Annotated in this window: 26 protein-coding genes, 1 other RNA gene and 1 other annotated feature; of the genes, 26 read left to right on the forward strand and 1 reads right to left on the reverse strand. The window is 40.2% G+C overall.

Going from position 1 to position 26,248, the window contains the following annotated elements:
* Positions 1-16: 16 nt before the first annotated feature.
* The 21 genes from HMPREF1151_RS01440 (at position 17) to HMPREF1151_RS01535 (ending at position 21,260) form a co-directional block, all read left to right on the forward strand.
* The gene (locus HMPREF1151_RS01440) at positions 17-1,123 is read left to right on the forward strand and encodes a Nif3-like dinuclear metal center hexameric protein (protein WP_009660811.1); all 1,107 of its coding nucleotides are present in this window, start codon (positions 17-19) and stop codon (positions 1,121-1,123) included.
* A 65-nt stretch (positions 1,124-1,188) separates the two neighbouring features.
* Positions 1,189-1,545: RNase P RNA component class A (gene rnpB / locus HMPREF1151_RS09565), an RNA gene on the forward strand.
* Positions 1,546-1,583: 38 nt separating this feature from the next.
* On the forward strand, positions 1,584-1,922 hold the full coding sequence (locus HMPREF1151_RS01445) for a co-chaperone YbbN (protein ID WP_005376172.1): 339 nt from the start codon (positions 1,584-1,586) through the stop codon (positions 1,920-1,922).
* 211 nt (positions 1,923-2,133) lie between these two features.
* Positions 2,134-3,273: a hydrogenase small subunit gene (locus HMPREF1151_RS01450; RefSeq protein WP_005376032.1), complete on the forward strand. Its 1,140-nt coding sequence runs from the start codon at positions 2,134-2,136 to the stop codon at positions 3,271-3,273.
* A complete protein-coding gene (locus HMPREF1151_RS01455) occupies positions 3,273-5,174 on the forward strand; it encodes a nickel-dependent hydrogenase large subunit (RefSeq protein ID WP_009660818.1) in 1,902 nt (633 codons plus the stop codon). The genes HMPREF1151_RS01450 and HMPREF1151_RS01455 overlap by 1 nt, the downstream gene beginning before the upstream one ends.
* A gap of 14 nt (positions 5,175-5,188) precedes the next feature.
* Entirely contained in the window at positions 5,189-5,995 is an 807-nt protein-coding gene (gene cybH / locus HMPREF1151_RS01460) for a Ni/Fe-hydrogenase, b-type cytochrome subunit (protein ID WP_038141135.1), read from the forward strand.
* A complete protein-coding gene (locus tag HMPREF1151_RS01465) occupies positions 5,988-6,563 on the forward strand; it encodes a HyaD/HybD family hydrogenase maturation endopeptidase (RefSeq protein WP_009660788.1) in 576 nt (191 codons plus the stop codon). Before cybH ends, HMPREF1151_RS01465 begins: the two co-directional genes overlap by 8 nt.
* Before the next feature lie 58 nt (positions 6,564-6,621).
* Positions 6,622-6,999 carry a hydrogenase expression/formation C-terminal domain-containing protein gene (locus tag HMPREF1151_RS01470; RefSeq protein ID WP_005376242.1) on the forward strand — a complete coding sequence of 126 codons (378 nt, stop codon included), beginning with the start codon at positions 6,622-6,624 and terminating at the stop codon, positions 6,997-6,999.
* Positions 7,000-7,246: 247 nt separating this feature from the next.
* Entirely contained in the window at positions 7,247-8,257 is a 1,011-nt protein-coding gene (locus HMPREF1151_RS01475) for a glycosyltransferase family 2 protein (protein ID WP_005376014.1), read from the forward strand.
* Between the two features lie 83 nt (positions 8,258-8,340).
* Positions 8,341-9,135 carry an NlpC/P60 family protein gene (locus HMPREF1151_RS01480; RefSeq protein ID WP_009660815.1) on the forward strand — a complete coding sequence of 265 codons (795 nt, stop codon included), beginning with the start codon at positions 8,341-8,343 and terminating at the stop codon, positions 9,133-9,135.
* Between the two features lie 244 nt (positions 9,136-9,379).
* Positions 9,380-11,998, forward strand: coding sequence for an alanine--tRNA ligase (gene alaS, locus HMPREF1151_RS01485; RefSeq protein WP_009660817.1), 2,619 nt, complete (start codon positions 9,380-9,382; stop codon positions 11,996-11,998).
* Positions 11,999-12,097: 99 nt separating this feature from the next.
* Positions 12,098-12,358 (forward strand): IreB family regulatory phosphoprotein, encoded by a 261-nt coding sequence (locus HMPREF1151_RS01490; protein ID WP_005376219.1) that lies wholly within the window; start codon positions 12,098-12,100, stop codon positions 12,356-12,358.
* Positions 12,358-12,780, forward strand: coding sequence for a Holliday junction resolvase RuvX (gene ruvX / locus HMPREF1151_RS01495; RefSeq protein ID WP_005380531.1), 423 nt, complete (start codon positions 12,358-12,360; stop codon positions 12,778-12,780). The genes HMPREF1151_RS01490 and ruvX overlap by 1 nt, the downstream gene beginning before the upstream one ends.
* A 66-nt stretch (positions 12,781-12,846) precedes the next feature.
* A complete protein-coding gene (locus tag HMPREF1151_RS01500) occupies positions 12,847-13,137 on the forward strand; it encodes a DUF1292 domain-containing protein (protein WP_005376289.1) in 291 nt (96 codons plus the stop codon).
* A 194-nt stretch (positions 13,138-13,331) separates the two neighbouring features.
* Complete coding sequence (gene mltG, locus HMPREF1151_RS01505; protein WP_009660819.1) at positions 13,332-14,744, forward strand: endolytic transglycosylase MltG; 1,413 nt, start codon at positions 13,332-13,334, stop codon at positions 14,742-14,744.
* Positions 14,745-14,802: 58 nt separating this feature from the next.
* Positions 14,803-15,408, forward strand: a complete 606-nt coding sequence (locus HMPREF1151_RS01510; RefSeq protein ID WP_005382665.1) for an O-methyltransferase — start codon at positions 14,803-14,805, stop codon at positions 15,406-15,408.
* Positions 15,408-16,649 carry a U32 family peptidase gene (locus HMPREF1151_RS01515; RefSeq protein ID WP_005382667.1) on the forward strand — a complete coding sequence of 414 codons (1,242 nt, stop codon included), beginning with the start codon at positions 15,408-15,410 and terminating at the stop codon, positions 16,647-16,649. Before HMPREF1151_RS01510 ends, HMPREF1151_RS01515 begins: the two co-directional genes overlap by 1 nt.
* A 25-nt stretch (positions 16,650-16,674) precedes the next feature.
* On the forward strand, positions 16,675-17,010 hold the full coding sequence (locus HMPREF1151_RS01520; RefSeq protein ID WP_232197999.1) for a DUF4911 domain-containing protein: 336 nt from the start codon (positions 16,675-16,677) through the stop codon (positions 17,008-17,010).
* Between the two features lie 46 nt (positions 17,011-17,056).
* Positions 17,057-18,049 (forward strand): hypothetical protein, encoded by a 993-nt coding sequence (locus tag HMPREF1151_RS01525; RefSeq protein ID WP_009660806.1) that lies wholly within the window; start codon positions 17,057-17,059, stop codon positions 18,047-18,049.
* Positions 18,050-18,295: 246 nt separating this feature from the next.
* Positions 18,296-18,526, forward strand: a binding site (T-box leader).
* A 74-nt stretch (positions 18,527-18,600) separates the two neighbouring features.
* Complete coding sequence (gene thrS / locus HMPREF1151_RS01530) at positions 18,601-20,511, forward strand: threonine--tRNA ligase (protein ID WP_009660807.1); 1,911 nt, start codon at positions 18,601-18,603, stop codon at positions 20,509-20,511.
* A 227-nt stretch (positions 20,512-20,738) separates the two neighbouring features.
* Entirely contained in the window at positions 20,739-21,260 is a 522-nt protein-coding gene (locus tag HMPREF1151_RS01535; RefSeq protein ID WP_005380696.1) for a winged helix DNA-binding protein, read from the forward strand.
* Positions 21,261-21,494: 234 nt separating this feature from the next.
* On the opposite strand, the gene HMPREF1151_RS01540 is transcribed toward HMPREF1151_RS01535, so the two are convergent.
* Positions 21,495-23,009, reverse strand: a complete 1,515-nt coding sequence (locus HMPREF1151_RS01540; RefSeq protein ID WP_009660801.1) for a DASS family sodium-coupled anion symporter — start codon at positions 23,007-23,009, stop codon at positions 21,495-21,497.
* 308 nt (positions 23,010-23,317) lie between these two features.
* Between HMPREF1151_RS01540 and infC the strand changes: the two genes are divergently transcribed.
* The 5 genes from infC (at position 23,318) to HMPREF1151_RS01565 (ending at position 25,857) form a co-directional block, all read left to right on the forward strand.
* Positions 23,318-23,872 carry a translation initiation factor IF-3 gene (gene infC / locus HMPREF1151_RS01545; RefSeq protein WP_005376236.1) on the forward strand — a complete coding sequence of 185 codons (555 nt, stop codon included), beginning with the start codon at positions 23,318-23,320 and terminating at the stop codon, positions 23,870-23,872.
* Positions 23,873-23,893: 21 nt separating this feature from the next.
* The gene (gene rpmI / locus HMPREF1151_RS01550; RefSeq protein WP_005376016.1) at positions 23,894-24,091 is read left to right on the forward strand and encodes a 50S ribosomal protein L35; all 198 of its coding nucleotides are present in this window, start codon (positions 23,894-23,896) and stop codon (positions 24,089-24,091) included.
* A gap of 46 nt (positions 24,092-24,137) precedes the next feature.
* Complete coding sequence (rplT, locus tag HMPREF1151_RS01555; RefSeq protein ID WP_005376311.1) at positions 24,138-24,488, forward strand: 50S ribosomal protein L20; 351 nt, start codon at positions 24,138-24,140, stop codon at positions 24,486-24,488.
* Positions 24,489-24,653: 165 nt separating this feature from the next.
* Positions 24,654-25,295, forward strand: coding sequence for a PdaC/SigV domain-containing protein (locus HMPREF1151_RS01560; protein ID WP_005380536.1), 642 nt, complete (start codon positions 24,654-24,656; stop codon positions 25,293-25,295).
* 16 nt (positions 25,296-25,311) lie between these two features.
* Entirely contained in the window at positions 25,312-25,857 is a 546-nt protein-coding gene (locus HMPREF1151_RS01565) for a hypothetical protein (RefSeq protein ID WP_009660798.1), read from the forward strand.
* Positions 25,858-26,248: the final 391 nt, after the last annotated feature.

Consider the following 26,248-nt stretch of genomic DNA (forward strand, 5'->3'; position numbering starts at 1 on the left):
GGTTAGGAGTGATACGATGGTGTTAGCAAAACAAATTATAGAATCGATGGAACAATGGGCACCGCCTCATTATGCTGAGTCATGGGATAATGTAGGCCTTATGGTGGGTTCGAAACAACGCGATGTATCCAAAATCATTACGACTCTCGATATTACACCTGAGGTCATAGAATATGCGATGGTTGAACAGGCCCAAATGATCATTAGCCATCATCCATTTATTTTTAAAGGTTTGAAATCATTACATTTAGATAGTCCTCAAGGAACATTAATCGAGAAACTGATAAAAAATGATATTGTTGTATATAGTGCACATACGAACTTAGATATTACCATTGGCGGGCTCAATGATATGTTGGCGAACCGATTAGGATTGACGAATGTGAGAGGCTTTGTTCCGACAGGTTCTGATATGGTATATAAAATTACCACCTTTGTGCCGACTGATACTGCCGATGCAGTACGTGAAGCAATGGCTAGTGCTGGCGCTGGTCGTATTGGCAATTACGAATCATGTAGCTTTAGTTTTACAGGCGAAGGTCGGTTTAGAGGTAATGATGAATCCCATCCGGTCATTGGTGAAGCTGGAACATTGACGGTTGTACCAGAGGTGGCCGTTAATGTTATCGTAGATGGTGCTCATAAACAGGCTGTTATCAATACTATGAAAGAGGCTCACCCTTATGAAGAGGTGGCATACGAAGTATTTACGTTACATGAACCTAATGTAGGTCGTACGTTAGGTCGTATCGGTGAATTGCCTGAGACTATGGATTTTGAAAGCTTCCGCGAGCACCTCCAAGAATCTTTGCCACATGCTAATCTTAGATTTGGAGGCATTAAAAAAGATTCTATTAAAACGATAGCCCTTTGCTCTGGTGGTGGTGCAGAGTTTATCAAAAATGCAGTTAAGGCTGATGCATATGTAACAGGAGATGTAAAATACCATGATGCACAGTTAGCTAAAGAACTAGGTTTACTCGTCGTAGATGCAGGTCATTTTGGTACGGAAGAGATTGTGGCTGAGGGTATCCGCGATTATTTACGAGACCAATCTGACAAAGGTGGCTGGGATATTACTGTACAATCCTTTGAGAACCAAGCAGATTTTTTCTTTGAATAAAAATCTATTTTAATAGTAAATTTCGATATTCTTGCATAGTATATACAGCTATGATAAACTGAATTGAAGCAAGTATGAAAGACGGTTGCGAGTCCATTGGACTCGAGGAAAGTCCGAGCTCCATAGGGCAGGATGCCAGATAACGTCTGGCGAGGGTGACCTTAGGGAAAGTGCCATAGAAAAGGAAACCGCCACGTCAGTGGTAAGGGTGGAAAGGTGAGGTAAGAGCTCACCAGCAGTCTGGTAACAGGCTGGCTCGGTAAACCCCATCCGGAGCAAGACCGAATAGGGAAGGGTTAACGGTGGTCCCGCCTACCTTCCGGGTTGTGTCGCTCGAGCGTGCAGGCGACTGTACGCCTAGAAAGATAATCGTCACCGCGCAAGCGGAACAGAACTCGGCTTAATGATTGCTTGCTTCTTATATAGTTTATAATATGTAACACATAAAGGAGGCCTTTCGATGGCTATTACTGCTATTACAAGCGTAGAACAATTTGATGAATTAGTATTAGGTTCTAAAGAGCTCGTTATTGTAGATTTTTGGGCTGGCTGGTGCGAACCTTGCACAGTTATGCGTCCAGAAGTAGAAGCTGTAGCAGAAAAATTGGACGGCCGCGTTAAATTCTTCAGCGTAGATGCAGAAGATAAGGCTTTGCGTCCTATTCTTTTAAAAGAAGATGTAGAAGGTATTCCTTCCATGGCATTCTTTAAAGAAGGCAAACTATTAGATCGTCTTGCGGGTTACAAAAAAGCTGCTGTATTAGAATCTTTGATCAATGAAGTGATTAAACAATTCTAATTGATGAGAACACCTAACTGGATAATAGTAGATATTATCTAGCTAGGTGATTTTTTTATCAATTTTTTTGATATATATACATAATGTCATAGTTTTATGTAATTTAAAATGATATAATAAGTTAATCGAGATAATATATCTCTCAATAGTTATAGTTGATTAGGTAATATATACATATTGCTGCAAAGTTGTTGTAAGGAGGCTGTATTCCATGAAAAATCGTGTGAACAGTTTATGGACTCTCTTCCAAGAGAGACGTCTCAGTCGACGTACATTTATGAAATCTTGCGTGGCGTTGACTGCTATTCTAGGGTTGCCACCTACTATGCTTGATACAGTTGTAAAAGCTGCAGAAACAACAGAATTACCTACTGTAATCTGGCTTCATGGTCACGAATGTACCGGTTGTAGCGAATCCTTTATTCGCTCTTCCTCACCATTTACATCCGATGTGATCTTGAATATGATTTCTTTGGAATATGATGATACATTGGCTGCAGCATCTGGAGAACCTTTAGAGGAACACCTTAAAAAAATCATTGCTGAGAAAAATGGCAAATATATCCTCGCTGTTGAAGGTGGGGTTCCATTGGATGAAAATGGTATCTACTGTACAGTAGGTGGCCGTACATTTAAGGAATCTTTATTAGAAGCTGCTAAAGGCGCTGCTGCAATTATCGAGTATGGTTCTTGTGCATCTTGGGGCGGTATTCAAGCGGCAAAACCAAATCCAACAAATACAGTGTCTGTATCCTCTGTTGTATCTGGTAAACCTATTATTAAAGTTCCTGGCTGTCCTCCAATTCCAGAGGTTATGACTGGTGTAGTTATGCACTACGCATTATTTGGTCAAATTCCTCCTTTGGATTCTCAAGGCCGTCCTAAACAATTTTATGGCAATCGCATTCACGATACTTGCTACCGCCGTGCGTTCTTTGACTCCGGTTTATTCGTTGAAGAATTTGACGATGATGCATCCAAAGCTGGTTGGTGCTTATATAAAGTAGGTTGTCGTGGACCTCAAACATATAATTCTTGTGGTAATTTGCGTTGGTGGAATGGTTTGTCCTATCCAATTCAATCCGGTCACGGTTGTATTGGTTGCTCTGAAAAAGGCTTCTGGGATAACGATGTATTCTACAAACGATTACCAGATATTCCATTGGCAAACACCATTACTACAGCTGATACAATCGGCACAGTAGCTGCTGTTGGTGCTACCGCTGCAGTTATCGTACATGGTGCTGCAACTCTTACGCGTAATAAAATTCTTGATATGAAAGAAGAAAAACGCTTGAAAGAACAAGGCTTATGGGATGAAAAGAAACATAATAATGGAGGAGGTCACTAATGAAACGCGTAGTAGTAGATCCGATTTCCCGTATTGAAGGTCATTTACGGGTAGAAATAAAAGTTGATGAAGCAAGTGGTAAGGTAGAGGACGCATTGTCCTCTGGTACTGCTTGGCGTGGCATCGAACTTGTTGCAAAGGACCGCGATCCTCGTGACCTTTGGGCATTTGTGCAACGTATTTGTGGCGTATGTACAACAACACATGCATTGGCAGCGTTACGTGCTGTAGAAGATGCAATTGGTATTTCCATCCCTAAAAATGCAAACTACATTCGTAATATCATGCATAGCTCTTTAGATGTGCATGACCATCTCGTGCATTTCTATCATTTACATGCACTTGACTGGGTTAGCCCAGTAGCTGCACTTAGTGCGGATCCAGCTAAAACTGCACAATTACAAAATGACGTATTAGCTACTTATAATGTAAGCGGTCTAGCGCCAGCTGAAACAGCATCTAAAGATTCTGCATATCCTAAGGAATTCCCTAAAGCTACAACTGCTTACTTTACAGCTGTACAACAAAAGGTAAAGAAAATCGTAGAATCTGGCCAATTAGGCATTTTCTCTGCTCAATGGTGGGATCATCCTGATTACCAATTATTGCCACCAGAAGTTCATTTGATGGCCGTATCTCATTACTTGAATATTCTAGACCGTCAACGTGACGTAGTTATTCCTCACGTTGTATTCGGCGGTAAAAACCCTCATCCACACTATATTGTAGGTGGTATGCCATGTTCTATTTCTATGAATGACATGAATGCACCTATCAATACACAGCGTCTTGCTGCTGTAGAACAATCTATTGCATTGGCTAAGGATTTAGTAAGTAATTTCTACTTGCCAGATTTATTAGCTATCGGCAAAATTTACGTTGAAAAAGGCATGGTCGATGGTGGTGGCCTTGCGAAAAAACGCGTTATGTCTTATGGCGATTATCCTGATGATGCGTATACAGGTATTTCTGATGGCGATTACCATAAAAAATGTATCGTTCGCTCTAATGGTGTTGTAGAAAACTTTGCATTAGGTGTAGATAAAGCTACATTTATCCCATTAGAAGGTAAGGATTTTATGGATCCTCAATACCTCAGTGAAGAGGTTGATCACTCTTGGTTCGCATATCCAGATGGCACTAGCACACTTCATCCACTCGATGGTGTGACAGACCCTAAATTTACAGGTCCTAAATCTGGTACAAAAGAAAAATGGGAATACCTTGATGAAGATAAAAAATATTCTTGGATCAAGTCCCCAACTTTCAAAGGCAAAACAGCAGAAGTGGGTCCACTAGCTAAATATATCGTTGTATATACAAAGGTAAAACAAGGCATTATCACTGATCCAACTTGGGCTGAATCCATGATGGTTCGTCAAATCGATACTGTATCCCAAGTATTGGGTGTGCCTGCTCATGTATGGATGACGACAATGGTTGGCCGTACCGCATGTCGTGGCCTTGATGCACAAGTGGCTTCTAATATTAGCCAATACTTCTTTGATAAACTCGTAGCTAACATTAAAAATGGTGATACTACTGTTGCGGATACATCTAAATTTGAGCCAAATAAATGGCCTAAGGATGCTAAAGGCGTTGGTCTTGTAGAAGCACCTCGCGGCGGTTTGGGTCACTGGATTCATATTAAAGATGGTCGTTCTGCAAACTATCAATGTATCGTACCATCTACATGGAATGCATGTCCTAAGACAGCAGCTAACGAACATGGTGCATACGAAGATTCTATGATTGATACACATGTTAAGATTGCGGACAAACCTCTTGAAATCTTGAAAGTTATCCACTCCTTTGACCCATGTCTCGCATGTGCAACCCATTTATACAATAAAAAAGGCGAAAAAATCGTTTCCGTCAATACAGATGCATTGTGTAAATAAAGGGTGGTGGGCTTATGTTAATACATACTGACAAAAAAGCGTATGTCGTATTTAGTTTATGGCTACGCATATTCCACTGGACAATGGTGCTTTCCGTAACAGCTTTATTCTGGACTGGCCTTTATATTGGTGATCCAGGTTTTGCAGCTATTACAGGTCATCCGGAACCAACTTTCGCTATTGATGGCTGGTTCTCTATGGAGACGATGCGTCGTATCCATTTCATTGCGGGTGTTATTTTGACATTCTCCTTTATATTCCGATTTGCTGGTGCACTTTGGAATCGCGGAGATAGATTATTGCCTAAATTCCGTCAAAAACGGTATTGGTATGGCCTTCGCGAAACAACATTGCACTATTTGATGATTCCACAAAAGCATGAACATCACTGGTTGCGTAACTCCTTGGCGAGAACCGCATATATGATGGTATACATCATGTTCTTCTTTGAAATCATCACAGGTTTTGCAATGTATGCCATGATTGATCCGAATGGTATTATAGGAACTCTCTTTGCACCGATTATTACGTTATTTGGTGGTGAATATAAAGTTCATATTATCCATCACTATATTGCATGGGGCTTCTTATTCTTTACCATCATTCACGTGTACATGGCATTTAGAGAAGATGTTATGGAAGAATCTGGCGAAGTATCTGCTATGGTTTCAGGCATGAAATATTATGCTCATGACCCTATTGATATTGAAGACCTTAATGGTAAACGCCGTCGTGGTGAACGTATCGATAAACCATCTGGTACTACATATCGTCCAAGCAATCCTGACGATCCACGAGAAAAGGAATTACAAGATGACTAATATAACCACTGAAGAACAATTTGGTGGCATAGAATACGCGGGCTCTGAGAGCCCGCGTATTGATTTACATGCCATTTATGATGATTATGAGAATTCTATTGTCGTCCTTGGGGTAGGTAATATTTTGCTTACCGATGAGGGCCTTGGAGTTCATGTTGTAGAAGATTTGAAAGCTAACTATACTTTCACCCCTCAAATAAGCTTGATTGATGGCGGAACGATGGGCATGGAATTATTGACCTATATGCGAGGCATGAAGAAAATCCTCTTGATTGACGCCGTTAATGGTGGCGAAGCCCCTGGTACCATCTATGAGTTTCCACATCGTGAATTAGAACAATATTTTACGGACCATATTTCGGTTCATGAAGTAGGCATGCAAGATATATTGCGCATTCGTGCCATTCAAGAAAATCCATTGGAAGATGCCATTGTTATAGGTGTTGAACCAGAATCATTAGAAGTTGGTTTTGAACCTAGCGCGCCTGTACAAAAGGCATTACCTGAGGTAAAAGAACGCGTTTTACGTGTTCTTCGCGAATGGAGCGTACAAATCGAACCTAAATAAACTGATATGTTTATAGATAAATAAGAATAGATTGATAGGATGAGAAAGGAGGGACACTATGATTGAAAATTACAATAATGTACGGGCCGTTCTAAATGAGTTGCGTCAAGCTCTAAAGCAATTACGTGAAACTGGTGCAACCTATTCCATATATATTGAGAAGACAGGCCTTGCTGAAGAAGAGCAAGTAGAGGTGCTAGAAACTTTGGGGCGTGGACATATTACGATTACCTTCAATGAAACAGATCAACCTGTAGAATGGTATGAATCTCAATTTTCTGGCATTTGGGTTGGTACCTATAAAAATGGTCGTGATGACTCAATCTTACATACGGTAGAGGTAGCTCGTTATCCTGAAGTAGTAGGTGCTTTTGATGAAGATATGGTGACAGCAGAAGAAGATCTTACGACATGGATTGATGCTGCGGGGCTATAAAACAAATAGTTTAATGCCTATATATATGATATGCGTAAAAGTGTATAAATATAACGTTTTAATAAATGAATAGCTCATTAATAAGCGTTTGAGATAAGACTACAATATGAAGAGAATGAACCTCAAAATCCTGAAAAGTAGCATAGCTATGGGGATTATGAGGTTCATCTTCTTTATTGTCAACCTTTTAAATTTGCCTATATTGACGATTTAACGCTAAAATATAGAAGTAATCGACGGAGGATATATGTTAGTTTCAATTGTTGTACCTGTATATAATGAAGAAGAAAATATAGCTATTTTTTACAATGCCGTAACAAAAGTTATGACAGGTCTACCATATGAATATGAACTTATCTATGTCGATGATGGATCTACGGACTCGTCTGTTGTCGTTTTGCGCGAGATTGCAAAACTTGATACGCGAGTTAAGGTCGTGTTGTTGGCACGGAACTTTGGTCATCAGACTGCGTTGACATGTGGTCTTGATTATGCCAAAGGTGATGCGGTAATCACCATGGATGGTGATATGCAACATCCGCCAGCTTTGATTCCTGAACTGATACGTTTGTGGGAGGCTGGTTACGATGTGGTACGTACCATACGCGACTCTACGGAGGATGCCAGCTGGGCAAAATCCTTCACATCTAAATATTATTATAAACTGATGAATAAAATGGCAGATGTTCCCATCGTAGAAGGGGGATCTGATTTCCGTTTAATGAATCGTAAGTCGCTAGAAACTTTGAAACATTTTCGTGAACACGGACGTTTCTTGCGTGGCATCGTTGGTGCACTTGGCTATCGCCAAGCAGAACTTCACTTTGTTGCGCCTCCTCGCTTTGCAGGGGTTTCGAAATTCAGTGTGCGCAAAATGATTCGCTTTGCTCTTGATGGGGTAACAGCGTTTTCTCGCGTACCATTGCGTGCGGCTTTGTATGTAGGTGTCCTATGTGGGGGCTTGAGTTTTCTCTTAATACTACATTTGCTCTACGTGTACTTAACGGGTCAAGCATTAAACGGGTGGACCACCTTGGGCGTGTCCATATTATTTATTGGTGGTATCCAATTAGTCGGACTTGGTATCATCGGCGAATACGTAGGACGCGTATTCGAAGAGGTAAAACAACGTCCATTATATTGGGTGAAAGCTGCTATAAATTTTGATGGTGAAAATCCAGAAATAGCTTATGAACCATCAAAAGCTGATATATTTATAGCCAATCAAGTACCTGGCCCTGAAGAAGATAAAGACTAGCTGTATTTGTTGGATGCAAATAGAGAGACGGTTAGTATATTTTGAATAAGTAAACTCACTTTGAAGTTTTAGGAAGGCAGAATATGAAGTCAAAATATAGTAAGAGTAAAATTGCGGCATTAACATTAACATTTGTATGTGCTACCACTGCGATGGCAAGCGCTACAACATTACAATATGGTGATAAAGGTAGAAACGTAATCGCTGTACAACAACAATTAATTAAACACGGTTATAATGCAACCGATAAAAATGGTGTGTATGGTAAGGAAACAAAATGGGCTGTACGCCTATTCCAACAAGATCGTGGTTTACCTGTAGATGGTATTATTGGACCAGCAACGTACAATGCATTGATGGGGGCTCCTCGTACAACTAAGGCAGTATTATCCAATAATGCGGCTGCAAAAGCAGTGGCAACAAAATCTGCTTTCACAAATCAAAATGCTCAATCTAGACGTCTTGCAGGCCAAAACGTTAAGTTGAATAATTTGAAAAAGGTACAAACGCCAAACAATATTCATGCTATTTTGGCAGAAGCCGATAAATACCGCGGTGTTCCGTATGTATTTGGCGGTACTACACCAAGTGGTTTTGACTGCTCTGGTTATGTTAAATATGTATTTGCAAAACAAGGTATTGCGCTGCCTCGTTTAGCGGATGAACAATACAATGTAGGTGTTGAAGTTTCTCGCGCGAACCTTAAAGCTGGTGATTTGGTGTTCTTTGAAACCTATGAACCAGGTCCATCTCATTCCGGTATTTACATTGGCAATGGTAAATTTATCAGTGCTACATCTAGCCGTGGCGTAGCCGTAGCTGATCTTGATACGGGTTATTGGGGCGAACGCTATATTGGCGCGAAACGCGTTATATAACATACGGTTTCTCCATGTAGAACCATTGGTGAACTATATATGAGCCATAAAAAGGGGCTATACGAATCAATTATGTTCTGTTGATTTGTATAACCTCTTTTTTTGTATCTTTTTTTATGGCAGCTAGATGGAATAGAGAATGCTAATAAAGGTTAATTATATCCGGATATATATAGGTTATAATAGATTTTCTATGGTTTTTACGTTATAATTAAGAGTAAATTATTTTAGGAGGAATATACACATGAAAGGTAATGAACTGCGTCAAGCATACTTGCAGTTTTTTGAAAGCAAAGGACATTTAAAATTAGATAGTTTTTCTCTTATCCCAGAAAACGATCCGTCTCTATTATTGATCGGGGCAGGTATGGCGCCATTAAAGCCTTTCTTTACAGGTAAATTGGTACCTCCTTGTCATCGTATTACGACAAGCCAAAAATGTATGCGTACTGGTGACCTTGAAAACGTAGGCCGCACAGCACGTCACCATACATTCTTTGAAATGCTTGGTAACTTCTCCTTCGGTGATTACTTTAAAAAAGATGCTATTCACTGGGCATGGGAATTCCTAACAGAAGTTATTAAACTCGATAAAAACAGATTATATGTCACTGTATATCCAGATGACCAAGAAGCATATGATACATGGCACAATGATTGTGGCGTAGAAGAAAGTCACATTACACGCCTTGAAGATAACTTCTGGGAAATCGGTGAAGGTCCATGTGGTCCAGATAGCGAAATCTTCTTCGACCAAGGCCCTGAACATGGTTGTGATGATCCTAACTGTGCACCTGGTTGTGACTGTGACCGTTACCTTGAAATTTGGAACCTCGTGTTCACTCAATTTAATAAAATGCCAGACGGTTCCTATGAGCCATTGCAACATAAAAACATCGATACTGGCGCCGGTCTTGAACGATTGGCTTCCGTATTGCAACATTGCAAAACAAACTTTGAAACAGATTTGATTTTCCCAATCATAGAAGCGACTGCAAAACGGGCTGGTGTTAAGTATAACGAAGACCCAAATACAGATGTATCCTTGAAGGTTATCGCTGACCATGCTCGTGCTGTAACTGCATTGATTTCCGATGGTGTATTACCATCCAATGAAGGCCGCGGTTACGTATTGCGTCGTATCTTGCGCCGTGCTGTACGTCATGGCCGTTTGCTTGGTATCGAAGGTTTATTCTTAACACCACTTATCGATGTAGTTGTAGATATTCTTGGCCCTGGTATCAAATCCATTGCTGAAAAACAAGACTTCGTTAAACGTGTCGTTCAAAACGAAGAAGAACGTTTCAACCAAACATTGGAACAAGGTCTTGAGTTATTGAATTCCTTAATCGATACATTGGCTGCTGAAAAAGCAACTGTAGTTCCTGGCACAGAAGTATTCAAATTATATGACACATATGGATTCCCTTGGGAATTAACAGAAGAAATCGCATCCGAACGCGGTTTCACAATCGACCATGAAGGCTTTGATGCTGCCATGAAAGAACAACGTGAACGCGCTCGTGAAGCTCGCGTAAAAGAAGATGCAAAGGTAGCTACACCAGATATTACATTCTTAAAAGACGAAGAACTTGTAGAAAATGAAGCGGAAACTGCATCCTCTGTATTGATGCTTGGTAAAGGCTCTGAACGCTTGCAAACAGCTGTTGATGGCGATGAAATCACTGTTATCGTACGCACTACACCATTCCATGCAGAAGGGGGCGGTCAATTAGGCGATACTGGCTTTATCGTTGGTCCAATGGGCAAGGTAGAGGTTCATAATACAAAACGCTTACCAGAAGGTACTGTATACCACATCGGCACTGTTGTAGAAGGTTCTATCTCCGAAGGTGATGATGTAACTCTTGAAGTAGATACAGCTCGTCGTGCAGCAATGGCTCGTAATCATACAGCAACTCACTTGTTGCATGCTGCGTTAAAACGCGTGCTTGGTGAACATGTTAATCAAGCAGGTTCTTTGGTAACACCTGATTACTTGCGTTTCGATTTCACACATTTCTCCCCTGTAACACAAGAGGAACTTGATCAAATCGAAGCCCTTGTAAACGAAGAAATTCTTAAGGCCACAGATCTTGCTATTGCTGAAATGTCTATGGACGAAGCAAAAGCAAAAGGTGCTATGGCACTCTTTGGCGATAAATATGGCGACGTAGTTCGCGTAGTAGAGGTTCCTGGCTTCTCCGTTGAATTGTGCGGCGGCTCTCATGTAGGCAATACAGCTTTCATCAGTTCCTTCCGTTTAACATCTGAATCCGGTATCGGTTCTGGTGTACGTCGTATCGAAGCGATTACAGGTCGTGCCGCTCTTGATGCAGCAAAACATGATCGTTTGACTATCGAACGCATTGCTAGTGAATTAAAAACTAAACCTGCCCAAGTAGAAGAACGTTTGCACCAAGTATTGGCAGAGGCTAAAGAAACAGCTAAAGAATTAGACCAAATTCGCAAAGAGGTTTCTGCTGCAGGTGCTGCTGATATCGTAGCTGGTAAGGTTATGATTGGCGATGTAGCATTTGTTGCTGCGTCTGTGAAAGCATCCTCTATTGATGAATTGCGTGATTTCGCTGATATGGGCCTTGATAAATTAGATGGTTCTGGCGTAGTACTCGTAGGTGCCGCTATGGGCGATGACAAGGTAAACTTTGTATGTAAAGTTTCCAAAGATGTTGTCGGTAAAGGCGTAAAAGCTGGTAATATCGTTAAAGCAGCAGCTCAAGTAGCTGGTGGTAATGGCGGTGGTCGTCCAGATATGGCGCAAGCAGGCGGTAAAGAACCAGCTAAATTGATGGATGCATTAAAAGCAGCTGGCGAAGCTGTTAAAGAAGCTCTTAACGCATAATACGTTCTATAGGTATATCTTGCATATGCTATAATAGAAACATACAATACATATATGTGGGCCACGTACGTGGCCCATTCATACAAAGGAGGGATACCCATGAAGGTTTCAGATGAAACTATGTTATTCCGTAAAGTAGACGATGAACCGATGACTGCCGAAGAGGTATTGACTCGCGTTTATAAATCTATTCAAGAAAAAGGATATAATCCTATCAATCAAATCTTAGGTTATCTTATCTCTGGGGATCCAGCGTACATTACAAGCTATAATAATGCACGTAGTGATATTCGCCGTTTAGAACGCGATGATTTAATCGAAGAATTATTAAAAGAATACGCAAAGGCTAAACAACTATAATGAGGATTATGGCATTAGACGTAGGTAGTCGCACCATTGGCATCGCATGTAGTGATGCGCTATTGATGACTGCTCAAGGTATAGAAACGATTCGTCGTACATCCTTAGAAAATGACTTTAACCGATTGCGTGAATTGATTTCAGAATACGAAGTGCATGAACTCGTAGTGGGCATGCCGAAGAATATGAACGGCACCAAGGGTGAGCGCGCTGAAAAAACGGAAGAATTTGTCGAAAAAATGAAGGCTGTCATCGACTTGCCTGTTACATTTTGGGATGAACGTTTATCTACCGTTATGGCCGAACGTCAACTCATCGCAGCAGATGTGAGTCGTAAAAAACGAAAGGGCGTCATCGATAAAATGGCTGCTGTCGTTATTTTACAAGGCTATTTAGACAGACTACAATTTAGTAAATCTTAATTCGCATAGATATCTAATGCGAATATCATACAGGTTCTTATATACATAATAAAGGAGGGAATACCCATGGTTGATCAAAATTACGAAGGTGAAATTTTCTATCTCGAATTTGAAGATGAAGATGGTAACAAACAATATTTTACAGAAGATGTAATCTTGAATCATGAAGGTCAAGAATACGCTGTACTTGTTCATGTACAAGATGAAGAACATGAAGGTCAAGATGATACATATATGATTTTGGCTCGCATCGAAACAAACGATGAAGGCGAAGAGGAATATGTTCCATTAGATGAAGATGATGAAAACTTCGAAGTATTGGTAAATATGTACGAAGCAATGGGTGAAGAAGAGTAATTTCTAAGCTCTCAAAGACTCTAGTATAACGGTTGTTATACTAGGGTCTTTTTTGTAATTGTAATCTCTTGTGTACTAATTGACTCATGGTTATTTGGTATGATAGATAATATAAAAGAAGAGATACATCGAAAGCCTTTAATATGGTATAATAAGGTGATATACAATAGTTTGTAATAGAAAGGAACTCATCCATGAGAAAAGCCTTAAAATATGTTTCCGTAGGTGTTCTTAGCCTTGCTATTTTAGGTGGTGGTGCTTTAGGTGCATCCTATTTTGTACCAAATACCTTTAACGATGACGGTGGATCTCAAGTCCTCGTAATAGGCAAGGATGCAACAGGAACAGAAATTGCCGATATGCTCTATGAACATGGACTAATTCGGTCTACACAGGTGTTTAAATTATGGTTAGCTCTTAGTGGAACCGGTTCAAAACTACAATCTGGTCACTACCAAATTCCAAATAAGGTATCGGTCCATGAATTAATTAACTTATTACAAGAGGGTCACGTTGAGTCCATTAAATTAACGATTCCTGAAGGGTATACCGTAGGGGATATCGCCATTGCTCTTGAAAAAGCTCAAATTATGAAAGCTTCCGATTTCTTGGCAGAGGCGAAAACATTCGTCCCATACCCATATATGAAGGGTACTAAACCGACTACATACCCTGTAGAAGGTTTCCTTTTCCCAAGCACTTATGAAGTGCCAGTTGGTGCTACGCCAAAGGATGTCATTTTGATGATGTCTGAGCAAATGAATCGCTATTTAACACCAGCTGTTAAAAAACAAATTCAAGCACAACACATGAGTATTCATGATTTTGTAACCTTAGCATCCATCGTTGAACGTGAATCATTATATGATGCGGATCGCCCAACTATTGCGGGTGTATTTAAGAAACGCTTAGCACATGGTATTCCATTGCAATCTGATGCAACTATTTCTTATGTTCTTGGTTATGCAAAGGAAAATGTAACGCTTGGAGATACGCAGTTACAAAGTCCTTACAATACATATGTAAGTAAAGGTTTGCCACCAGGACCGATTGCAAACCCTGGAAAAAAGGCATTAGATGCGGTACTTCATTCTGAAGATACAGATTATCTATACTTTGTAGCAGATAAAGATGGTCATAATCATTTCTCCAAAACATATGCTGAGCATATGGCTGAGGTTGAAAAAATTTATGGTGCTGAACAAGCGAGTGCAGGCTCTTCTAATCAAGGTCAGGCTCCTGCATTGGCACAAGCTGGTCCTAACTATGACGTGGCGGCTACATCCGAACCAGATTATAACTATAGCTCTGCAGAGGCTGTAGCAGCGGATTCTCAATATGTAGATGTAGAACCAACATATACATATACACCGACAACTGTACCGGCAGCAACTCAAGTAACGCCAGCGCCAGCAGCACCAGCAGCAAGTGAACAACCGGCTACAACATCATCGCCTAGCCAAATACCGGAAAGTATGCAACAAGTAGTTCCACAGCAATCAGCACCGGTTCAATCGGCACCTGCAGTGGAAGAACCTCGTGTTATTCGACCTAGCACACAAACTACACCTGCTTCTGGTAATAATCGAGGCGGTGTTGATAGATAATTAGCGTATATGATTACTTTCACAGTCAAATAAATAGTAGGAATTTATAATACATTTTATGGAATTAAATGAGATATTAAATGAGCAGCGTATTTACGCGATGATTAATAATGTACCCATCCTTCGGGAATCTGAGGTGCATTTATTTGAAGAATTGATTGGATTATATCGGCCCACCTCTGTGTTGGAGGTGGGCACCGCCATTGGTTACTCTACATTACTGATGGCACCTCTTATTGAACGAGGCGGGAAAATTACATCTATTGAATTGGATGAGGTTCGCCATGAGATGGCGAAATATTATATAGGTCAATCCGAGTATAAGGATCAAATCACGTTGATTAAAGGTGATGCGAAGGACGTATTAACTCAAATTAAAGGTGAATATGATCTCGTATTTCTCGATGGCCCAAAGGGGCAATATCTTAATCAGCTAGAGGTCATATTACCTCATGTGAAAGAAGGTGGCGTCATCCTTGCCGATAATGTTCTCTTTAGAGGCTATGTGCGTGGCGACAAAGAGGCTCCGCATCGATTCAAAACTATTGTTAAGCGATTACAAGCGTATTTAGCATATGTAGAAAATAAAGAATTATTTAACACCACCATTTACCCGATGGGAGATGGCATGAGTGTAAGTGTGTGGAAAGGACACAACAAATAATGGCAGATCATTTTATGGAATTGCTTTGTCCAGCAGGTAATATGGACAAGTTAAAAATGGCCATTCGCTATGGTGCGGATGCCGTTTATTGTGCAGGTAAACGATTTGGTTTGCGTGCTGGTAACTCCAATTTTTCCGACGAAGAATTGAAAGAAGCCGTTCAATTTGTGCATGAACATGGCAAAAAAATCCACGTTACATGCAATATTATTCCTCACAACGAGGACTTTGAAGGTCTTGAGGATTATTTGAAATTTCTTGAAAGTATCGGTGTCGATGCGATTATCGTTGCTGATATGGGCATCTTTAGCTTGGCTAAACGCGTAGCACCAGGCCTTGAACTTCATGTAAGTACACAAGCATCCACGACGAATTGGCATACTGTGCAAATGTGGAAGGAACTTGGTGCGGCTCGCGTTGTAGCAGCTCGCGAAGTATCTGTAGCGGATCTTAAGGAAATGAAGGAACATGTAGATATTGAAATCGAGTCTTTCGTTCATGGCTCCATGTGTATTTCCTATTCTGGCCGTTGCCTCTTATCTAACTACATGACAGGTACACGCGATGCTAACCGCGGTCAATGTTCTCAATCTTGCCGTTGGAAATATAGCATTGTAGAATCCAATCGCCCTGGCGAATATTACCCAATCGAAGAAGATGAACATGGTACATACATCTTTAACTCCAAGGATTTATGCCTCATTCATCGCATTCCAGAATTGTATGAAGCAGGCATCGATAGCCTTAAAATTGAAGGTCGCATGAAATCCGTTCACTATTGTGCAACGGTAGCTAAGGTATACCGTACGGCTATCGATACCTATTTGAAGGAACGTGAAAACTGGTACGTTCGTCCAGAATGGATTGCTGAATTAGAAAAAATTTCCCACCGCCCTTATACAGATGGCTTTGCTGATGGCCGTCCTGATGAAAGTGCTCAAAACTACGGCAAATCTACGAATACTCAATCCCATGACTTCATTGGTTTAGTGCTTGGTTATAACGATGAAGAAAAATATGTGGATCTTGAACAACGCAATAATTTCAAGGTAGGGGATAAGGTAGAATTTTGCCAACCTAAGGGTGAACTTGTAGAGGCTGTTATCGAAAAAATGACAGACGAAGATGGTAATCCTATCGATGTAGCACCTCATGCGCAAATGAAGGTTCGTTTGTATATGGATACAAAATTGGAACCATATTCCATGATGCGCCGCGAGTGCAAGGTGAAAGCAGAGTAACATGGTACATGAAAATACTGCTACTATGTCAATGCTTGATGAAATGACACCTGATGAAGTGACACATGATGAGACGATACCGTTACGCGATAATCAAGAACCATTGATGCCGTCTCGTTCACTGTCAGGCTTTCCTGAACCACCTTCGTATAGCGGCACAGGGGAGGAAGGATATTTGTACTTTCACATAGATCCAAAACATACCAATTATGTCAATCGCATCTTAGAAGGTTATGAATACGTAGGTGTTATGACTAGCCTAGACAAGTCGGGGCGCTGCATGGTGCGGTGTACACCGGATACGCGCAGACTAGCCAGCGAAATTCTATCGCGCTTGCCAGAGGTTACCTTAGAAATATAGTTCAATAACATCGATTAGAGAATTATCCAAATTTAGGAGAATAATAATGAAATGTAATGTATTAAAACGCGCATTTGTTTTAACAGCACTTGGTGCCTCTATGGCAACAGCTGCTTTTGCAGCGCCAAATGGTCCTGTCATGATTCCACAACCAGGTACGGTTGTTGTGATTAATCATAATCCAGATGTAACATTTGCTGGCAATATTAACTTTGATGTTGAAAGCCAAGAAAACAATAATTTGAAAATTGGTTCTACTGTTGTGCCGAATGTATTATATGGTGCCGTATTCAACAAGTCCGGTGCTCCTGATACAATTGTGCCAGCACAAACCTATGTATTTACAGGTGCCAAAGAAGTGCCTGCTGCGTTGACATCTCCTAGCGATGAAGGCAAACCAGGTGCAACTTGGTCTGTGGAAACAATTAAGAAAACTAAATCTGGCGATATTCAAGTAGCTAGCCGTGGTGTACCTGAAAAACCATTGAGCGTGCAAATGGAAATCATTAAAGATACTTTCACAATGGGCGCTATCGACAACAGTAAAACTGTACAAGGCCAAAACAGCAAGGGTACATTGTACATGACCGTGCCTAAGGATTTAAAACTCAATCCTAGTAACGACATTCCTGCAGACGTGCGTGAAACAATGCCAGCTATGCTTCGTGGCCGCATGGGCGAATCCATGATGGTTAACCTATTGCCACTAAATGATGAAGAAAAACAACAACTTCGCAATAACCCGCACAATGCGAATGCTATCGTATTCAATCGTGCTATGGGTATGGCGAGCAGCATCGGCAACTCTGCTAAACAAAGCAAAGTCTACACATACATGAAAGACCATTACCTCAATATGATTATTGTTGCAAAAGATTATGATGATAATGGTGCTCGTGGTAGCGGCGTCTTGATGGTATCTAAACAAGACAATTCCGATGACGTAATGTTGATTCTATTCAAGGGCCCAGACATTACAAACTCTAAAATTGAAAAAGTAATTGGATCTATGCTATCTGTGCACTTTGAACGTAAATAGATAGTTCTTGGAAATACTACAGGCCTGTACTAATTTTTAGAAGATGTGTATGCGTATCTTTAGAAATAGAACAGGCCTGTACTAATTTTGGGAAGATGTGTATGCGTATCTTTAGAAATAGAACAGGCCTGTACTAATTTTAGGAAGATGTGTATGGGTGCCTCTAGAAATAGAACAGGCCTGTTCTATTTTTTAGGAGGTACTTATATAGTTGAAATTTTTTAGGACCTATGATAAGATATCTTAGTAAAAGTGATGCAAAGGACATGATTCTCATATCCCTGTGTACCAGAGAGAGGCAGATGCTGGAAATGCCTTACACATATATTAGAGTTACCCCCTTTAAACTGATTTGTCGAACTTAAAGTAGGCAAATACGGCAGCCACCGTTATCGGGCTTAATGAAGTGAATGAACTGTATCCTTGTGATGCGGTGAATTAACTAGGGTGGAACCGCGAATGATCTTCGTCCCTTGTTTTGTAGGGATAGGGGGTCTTTTTTTATTACAAAAATCCAGTCTATCCTAGATAATAAATTGGAGGAAAGAAAAATGGCAGATGTAAAAATCATTTTACCTGATGGTAGTGCAAAGGAATACGCTGCTGGCACTACTCTTGGGGAAGCAGTAAAAAAATTGTCTAACAGCTTGGCTAAAAAAGTACTAGCTGCAAACGTAAATGGCGAATTAACAGACCTTCGCGAAGAACTCGTTGATGGTTCTGAAGTAGCATTCTTAACATTCGAAGAAGATGGTGGTAAACATACTTTGCGCCACACAGCTTCTCATATCTTGGCTCAAGCGGTTAAACGCTTATGGCCTGAAGCTAAATTAGCTATCGGTCCTGCTATCGATAAAGGTTTCTACTATGATATCGATATGGAACATACATTGACTCCTGAAGATTTGACTAAAATCGAAAAGGAAATAAGCCGTATTGTAAAAGAAAACTTGCCTATCACTAAATCCGTAATGTCTCGTCAAGAGGCTATCGAGTTCTTCAAATCTAAAAACGAAGACTACAAGGTGGAATTGATCGAAGACCTTCCTGAAGATGCTGTGATTTCTTGCTATGCACAAGGCGATTTTGTTGACCTTTGTGCAGGCCCTCACGTTGCATCCACTGGTAAGGTGAAAGCTTTCAAATTACAAAGCATTGCAGGTGCATACTGGCGCGGCGATGAAAAGAACAAAATGTTGCAACGTATTTACGGTACAGCATTTGAAAAGAAAGAAGAACTAGATGCATACCTTCACATGCTTGAAGAAGCGGCTAAACGCGACCATCGTAAACTCGGTAAAGAACTTGGCTTGTTCGTTATCAAAGAAGAAGGTCCTGGCTTCCCATTCTTTTTGCCAAAAGGCATGGCTCTTCGCAACGAATTGGAAAACTTCTGGCGCGAAGTACATCATGATTTCGAATATGATGAAATCCGCACACCAATCATCTTGAATAAACACTTGTGGGAAACATCTGGTCACTGGGATCATTACCGTGAAAATATGTATACTACAATCATTGATGACGAAGAATATGCAATTAAACCTATGAACTGCCCAGGCGGTATCTTGGTTTACCAAAACGAAATGCATTCCTACCGTGACTTGCCACTTCGTTATGCAGAACTTGGTCTAGTTCATCGTCATGAATTGTCTGGCGCATTACACGGCTTGTTCCGCGTTCGTGCTTTCACACAAGACGATGCGCACGTATTTATGTTGCCTGAACAAATGCAAGCCGAATTGATGAAAGTTATCGAATTGTTCGACCGTATCTATAGCCAATTTGGTTTGAAATACCATGTTGAATTGTCCACTAAACCAGACAATGCAATGGGCGATGATGCAATTTGGGAAGCAGCTACAGAAGCATTGCGTAACGCTATCGAAGCAAAAGGTATCGACTATGTAATCAATCCTGGCGATGGTGCATTCTATGGTCCTAAACTCGACTACCATATCGAAGACTCCTTGGGCCGTACATGGCAATGTGGTACTATCCAATTGGATATGAACTTGCCTGAACGCTTTAACGTAGAATACATCGGTGAAGATGGTCAAAAACATCGTACTATCATGATTCACCGTGCATGCTTTGGCTCTATGGAACGTTTCATCGGTATCTTGACTGAACACTATGCTGGTGCATTCCCAACTTGGATGGCACCTGTTCAAGTGAAAGTATTACCTATCTCCGAAAGACACGTGGAATACGCTAACCAATTGGCAAAACAAATGCGCCATGACTACGTTCGCGTAGAAGTAGACGACCGCAGCGAAAAAATTGGTTACAAAATTCGCCAAGCACAAATGGAAAAAGTTCCTTACATGCTCGTTGTTGGCGATAAAGAAATGGAAGACAATTCCGTTAACGTACGTAAACACGGTGGCGACGAATTAGGTACAGTTTCATTCGACGAATTCTTCAATTCCATTAAAATTGAAATTAAAGAACGCAACTAATTATATAATTGTTGATATATCTGATTGTTTATCTATCATTTTTTGATGGATTTAACGATATTTGGTCAATAATAATTTAGTATAAAAAATCCTCTTATATACTGGACAGTTATCTTTAGATTTTATAATCTAATAGTAGCAGTTCATATATAAGGGGATTTTTCTTTCATTATAGTAGCGGGAGAAATTATAATGAACATCTTATTATGATTAGGTGGTGACCCTGTGTGGAGAAGTCAAGTTTAGCTTCAATTTTGCAACGTAAAAAGAATAAAAATCTTACGCTCGCTCATCGTCAATTATGGGGGATGATTGACTTGGTTTATAAAGATTTCTATGATAAAGAATCTAAAATCTATGATGCTGGCAATGTAACACGTGAAGAATTTTCTATTATTAAACATGTATATAAAACTAGGCATGTAGTAAATTATACGGAAATCAAAGCCTTGTTAAATAACAAACACCTTAGTCATGTGGGGTGGGTTATAAAAAATCTTGAGAAAAAAGGTTTAGTTACCACTGTAAAACATTGGAGTGACCAACGATCTCGGGATGTTATGCTAACAAAGAAAGGAATTCGTACCTACGAACGCATATCATCAACGCATAATAAGGTGATGGGGGCCTTGTTTTCTCAAATACCTAAAGAACAACGAGAACAAACAACAAGACTATTAATTCATATACATAATAGAATGGCAAAGAAACCTATAGCTAACTTTATTGATTCGGATTATATCCAATAAAAATAAATAGAACAGGCCTGTTCTATTTTGGGGAAGGTGTGAATGTGCATCTTTAGAAATAGAACAGGCCTGTACTAATTTAGGGAAGGTGTGTATACACGTCTCTAGAAATAGAACAGGCCTGTACTAATTTTAGGAAGGTGTGTATATGCGTCTCTAGAAATAGAACAGGCCTGTTCTAATCTTAGGAAGGTGTATTAACGGTCCCAAGAAAAGATACAGGCCTGTAGTGATTTAGGCTATCCCTATCCAATGCCAGTATGTAAGTGCGAATACGAGCATCATTACATAGCCGATGATGGTTAAAGGAATACCTGTTGTCATGAATGTTTTTACGTCGAATGTGTCTGTACCATAAGCCACCATACCTTGTGGTGAGTTTACTGGTAATACTAGACCAAAGCAGATAGCATATTGCATGATCATGGTTACTCCAATAGCGTTAAGTCCTTCTGCATTATGTCCTACAACGATGGAGATAACGATTGGTATCATCGCTGATGAAAGGGCGGTAGCAGAGGCAAATCCTAGATGGATTACGATGAGGAACGCAGCCATGATGGCAATCAACAAGAATACCGTAGCGGATTCTAAAGAGAATGCGTTAACGAATACTTGAGCGAGCCATGTGGCTGCTTTTGTTTTAAGTAAAACTGTACCGAGACCGATACCAGCACCAAACATAACGATGGAACCCCAGTCGATGTTTGGTTGTGCGAATTTCCAATCCATAATACCAATTTTAGGGAAGAAGAATAGGGCAATCGCTATGATCGTAGTTGTGGTGGTGTCGATGGAATGTAATTTACCACCTGTAGCCCACAATGCAAGTAAACCGATGGAGATGCATAAGAGTTTCTTTTCATCGGTGCTCATAGGTCCAATTTCTTGACGCATCTTAGCGAGTTGTACATCGCCGCCAACGAGTTCTTTGAACTCTGGTTTAATTAATGCTTGTGTTAAGAAGTAGGCAATAATTACCATGATGATGGAAAATGGAGCAGCAGCTGTGAGCCAGTCAATCCAGCTAACAGATGTATTCATCTGTGTTTGCATAAATCCTACGGCCACAAGGTTTTGGGCGGCTGCCGTTTGAATCATGATGTTCCAGAATGTATCAGCCTGTACAGCGCCCACCATGAGAAGGGCCGCGACGCGGCTTTTACGTTCAATACCTAAGTTCTCAACGATGCCGATGATAATCGGAGCGAGGCAGGCAATACGAGCCGTTGCACTGGGTACAAAGAAGGCGAGGATAAGGCCCGTAATGATAACGCCGAGATAAATGCGACTTACCTTGGTGCCGACGCTAGATAAAACGAGCATAGCGATGCGTCGGTCAAGACCGGTTTTACGCATGGCTACGGAGATAAACATGGCCGCACCAACGAGGATCATAGCAGGTGATGAAAAACCAGAAATGATGAGCTTTAATGCGTTAGCGGTGCCCATCATTTTAGCCGGCGCCTCAGGATTCGGTGAGAAACCGAGTAGTAAGGCCGTAAGGGCTGTGATCATGGTCGCACTGACCGGATAGGATACGGCCGATGTCATCCATAAGATGATGGCAAAGGCGAGAACACCAATCATGCGATGGCCACCAGTGGATAATGTTTCAGGCGTTGGTAATAATAAAATGACGCCTAAAACAATAAATGCGAGAATAAGTCCGATATTTTGTGCTGTCGTACGACTCTTCGGAGGAGCCGCAGCTTGTTGTGTTGTGTTAGTACTACTTACTGTACTCATAATAAACACTCCTTTCTGTAGCTATTATTATACAGTATTTCATAAATAAGTATGTGATAATATATAAGAATATTGTATACATACGAGGGTATCATTATAATTAAAATGAGATGTATGGACCTATACGAAATTCACAAACTTTGTTATACTATAGGAGTTGTAATAATAAATATATGGGAAAGTACAAGATTAGTGTTGACTTTCACCAGTCAATTTGTTATTATAATTAAGTAATTTATGAAGCAGAGGCCATCCGCCACTCACCTAATACCCAGAAGTATAAGGTTAATATAGAGAACTCTATTCGGATGGTGTATGCCATCCGTTTTTTTATTCTCTTGGAGGTGAAAGCTATTAGCAAGGATACACCACGCATTAATGAAGAGATTCGTGCTCGTGAACTTCGTGTCGTAGGTCCTGAAAACGAACAAATCGGTATCATGTCTGGCCGTGAGGCGTTGGCATTGGCTGAAGAAAAGCATCTTGATCTTGTGGAAATTGCACCTAACGCTAAACCACCAGTAGCTCGCATTATGAACTACGGTAAATATCGTTATGAACAACAAAAACGCGAGAAAGAAGCGAAGAAGAAACAAAAAATCGTAACTTTAAAAGAAGTTAAGTTACGTCCACATATTGAAGACCATGACTTTTACGTAAAAATGAAAAACGCATCCAAATTCTTGGGTGAAGGTAACAAAGTAAAAGTAACCATCATGTTCCGCGGTCGTGAACTTTCTCACCCTGAACTTGGCATGGCAGTGTTGACACGTTTTGCTGAAGAACTCAAAGAAACGGCGTCTATTGAAAAAGCAGCTAAATTAGAAGGTCGTAATATGACCATGATTTTAGTAAGTAAATAGGATATTGGGAGGATTATAATTATGCCAAAAATTAAAACTCGTCGCGCAGCGGCTAAACGTTTCGCAGTAACTGGTACTGGTGAATTCAAGCGTGCAAAAGCTTTCAAAAGCCACATTCTTGAGAAAAAATCTCCAGCTCGTAAACGTAATTTACGTAAAGCTACATTGGTTGCTAAATCTGACTACAAACGCGTAGTTAAATGCTTACCATACGCTTAATCGCTAACTATTAGATTGATATATCGTAATTTAGGAGGAATATACAATGGCAAGAGTGAAAAAGGGCGTTACAGCTCATGCACGTCATAAAAAGATTTTGAAATTAGCTAAAGGTTACCGCGGTACTCGTTCTCGTTTGTTCAAAAAAGCTAACGAAACAGTAATGAAAGCGTTGTACTACGCTCGTCGTGACCGTCGTGCGAAAAAACGCGAATTCCGTCAATTGTGGATTGCTCGTATCAACGCAGCAGCTCGTATCAATGGCACAACTTACAGCCGTTTCATCGCTGGTTTGACTAAAGCAGGCGTTGAAGTTAACCGTAAAATGTTGGCTGACTTGGCAGTTAACGATGCAGCAGCATTCGCTAAACTTGTTGAAGTAGCTAAAAACGCTTAATAGCATAACAAATTAAGGACTCTCTTTGGAGGGTCCTTTTTTGTATGGTGAAAGCCTCCTCTAGTACGATGGTACAGAAACAATAAAAAGGAGATTTACTAGTTCATGGCGAAATACTCAGTATAGATATTTCATTAACAAATCTCAGATAGAGGAGGGATTAGTATGAACGTATTAAAGAAAGCTTTAGTTTTAGGGGCCGTAGGTGCTATGTTAGCCATACCAGGCTATGCAAAAGTTGTAACTGGTAGCCAATCAGATGCCAATTTAGATTTAAAATATCCTTTGGTATACACTGATTCTGCTTATGCTCAACAAGCGATTAATACAGATATCGCAAACTATGTGCTAGAAGCAAAGGATATGTATTACAACCAACATATTTATAAGGTGGCTCAAAATTATAAGGTAACCTATGAAGATAGCCAAGTTGTTTCCATTCTATTGACGACCTATCATTACTATGCCGGTGCCGTTCATGGTATGACTAATACCAGAGGACTTGTATATAATAAAATAACAGGTCAACGTGTTCCTCTATACAATTATGTAAAAATCGCTAATGCAGAACAGTTGGACAGAGGATTACGATCTTATGTATTAGATTACTACACAGGTTCCCATACAAAGAGCCGTATTCCTCAAGGCTGGAGTGTAAAATATGTAACTGATAACTACTGCCTACGCGGTAAGGGTAATATCGATCTAGTTTACCAACCATATGAATTAGGACCTTATTCTAATGGCACTACTTATATTGGGTTTACACCGCAATCCATTGAATACTTTAACCGCATGAACTCGTAATAAAGGTGGCGTTATATTGTTTGTTTTCGGACTGATGATTCCCCTAGGACTGTTGTTACTCGTACTGAGCATTAAGCATACTGTGAAAGTGTATACGGTAACGGCCATACATGATATGCCTTATAGAACAGATAAAGGGATATTTACTATACAAACAGCTGGTCGCTATGGTATATGGCTTAATGGTAATCGGTTTAAAAAAGCTCCGTTAGGGCTATTTGGACTACAGCTTATTAACTGTGAAACGGAAAAGGAAGTCCCATTAAGAGCTAACTTGATACCCGTTAGTGTGACTAAAGTAATCGACGTACGATTTGAACTCTATACATTTTATGCTAATCCGGGGACGTATCAGCTATTATTTAACGATAAGCCTAGTCGGATAGTAAAGATATTTGGTACGATTCGTCGCTATTTAATTAGTAGTGATGATGATTATAGTACGTATTCTATTAGAGTCTATCCACATTATTCTATGGTCCATTTATTCCTTAGTATATGGGGATTTATATTTGGCGTTATCGCCGTGATGTGGGGGATAGCGGGATTAGTTATACATTAAAATGCGCCTAACGTGTAAGCACTGCGAATGCTTTTATACGTTAGGCGTTTTATCTAAATTAAAACATAAAAGCCTATAGCACGAAAATGGCTTATAGGACAAAAAGTGTGTGTGAAAACCCTTATAACACTAGATATTTACTAGTGTTATAAGGGTTTAATCTTTTTCTGGAGAAGTTTGAGGGTGGACAAAAAGTGTGGGTAAAAACATCAATTAACCCTTGTAATTACTGATTAAAATGAGGTTATATCTTCCTATATATAAACAAATATGGAGGAAGAGTTTATGCGACAAATAAAATGTCCTGATTGTAATGAAACATGTATTAAACACGGTGTTTTAAAATCTGGTTCTCAGCGTTGGTTTTGCAAACATTGTAAGGTGGCATTTA

It is taken from the genome of Veillonella sp. ACP1 (genome assembly GCF_000286635.1).
GTDB classification, from domain to species: Bacteria; Bacillota; Negativicutes; order Veillonellales; family Veillonellaceae; genus Veillonella; species Veillonella atypica.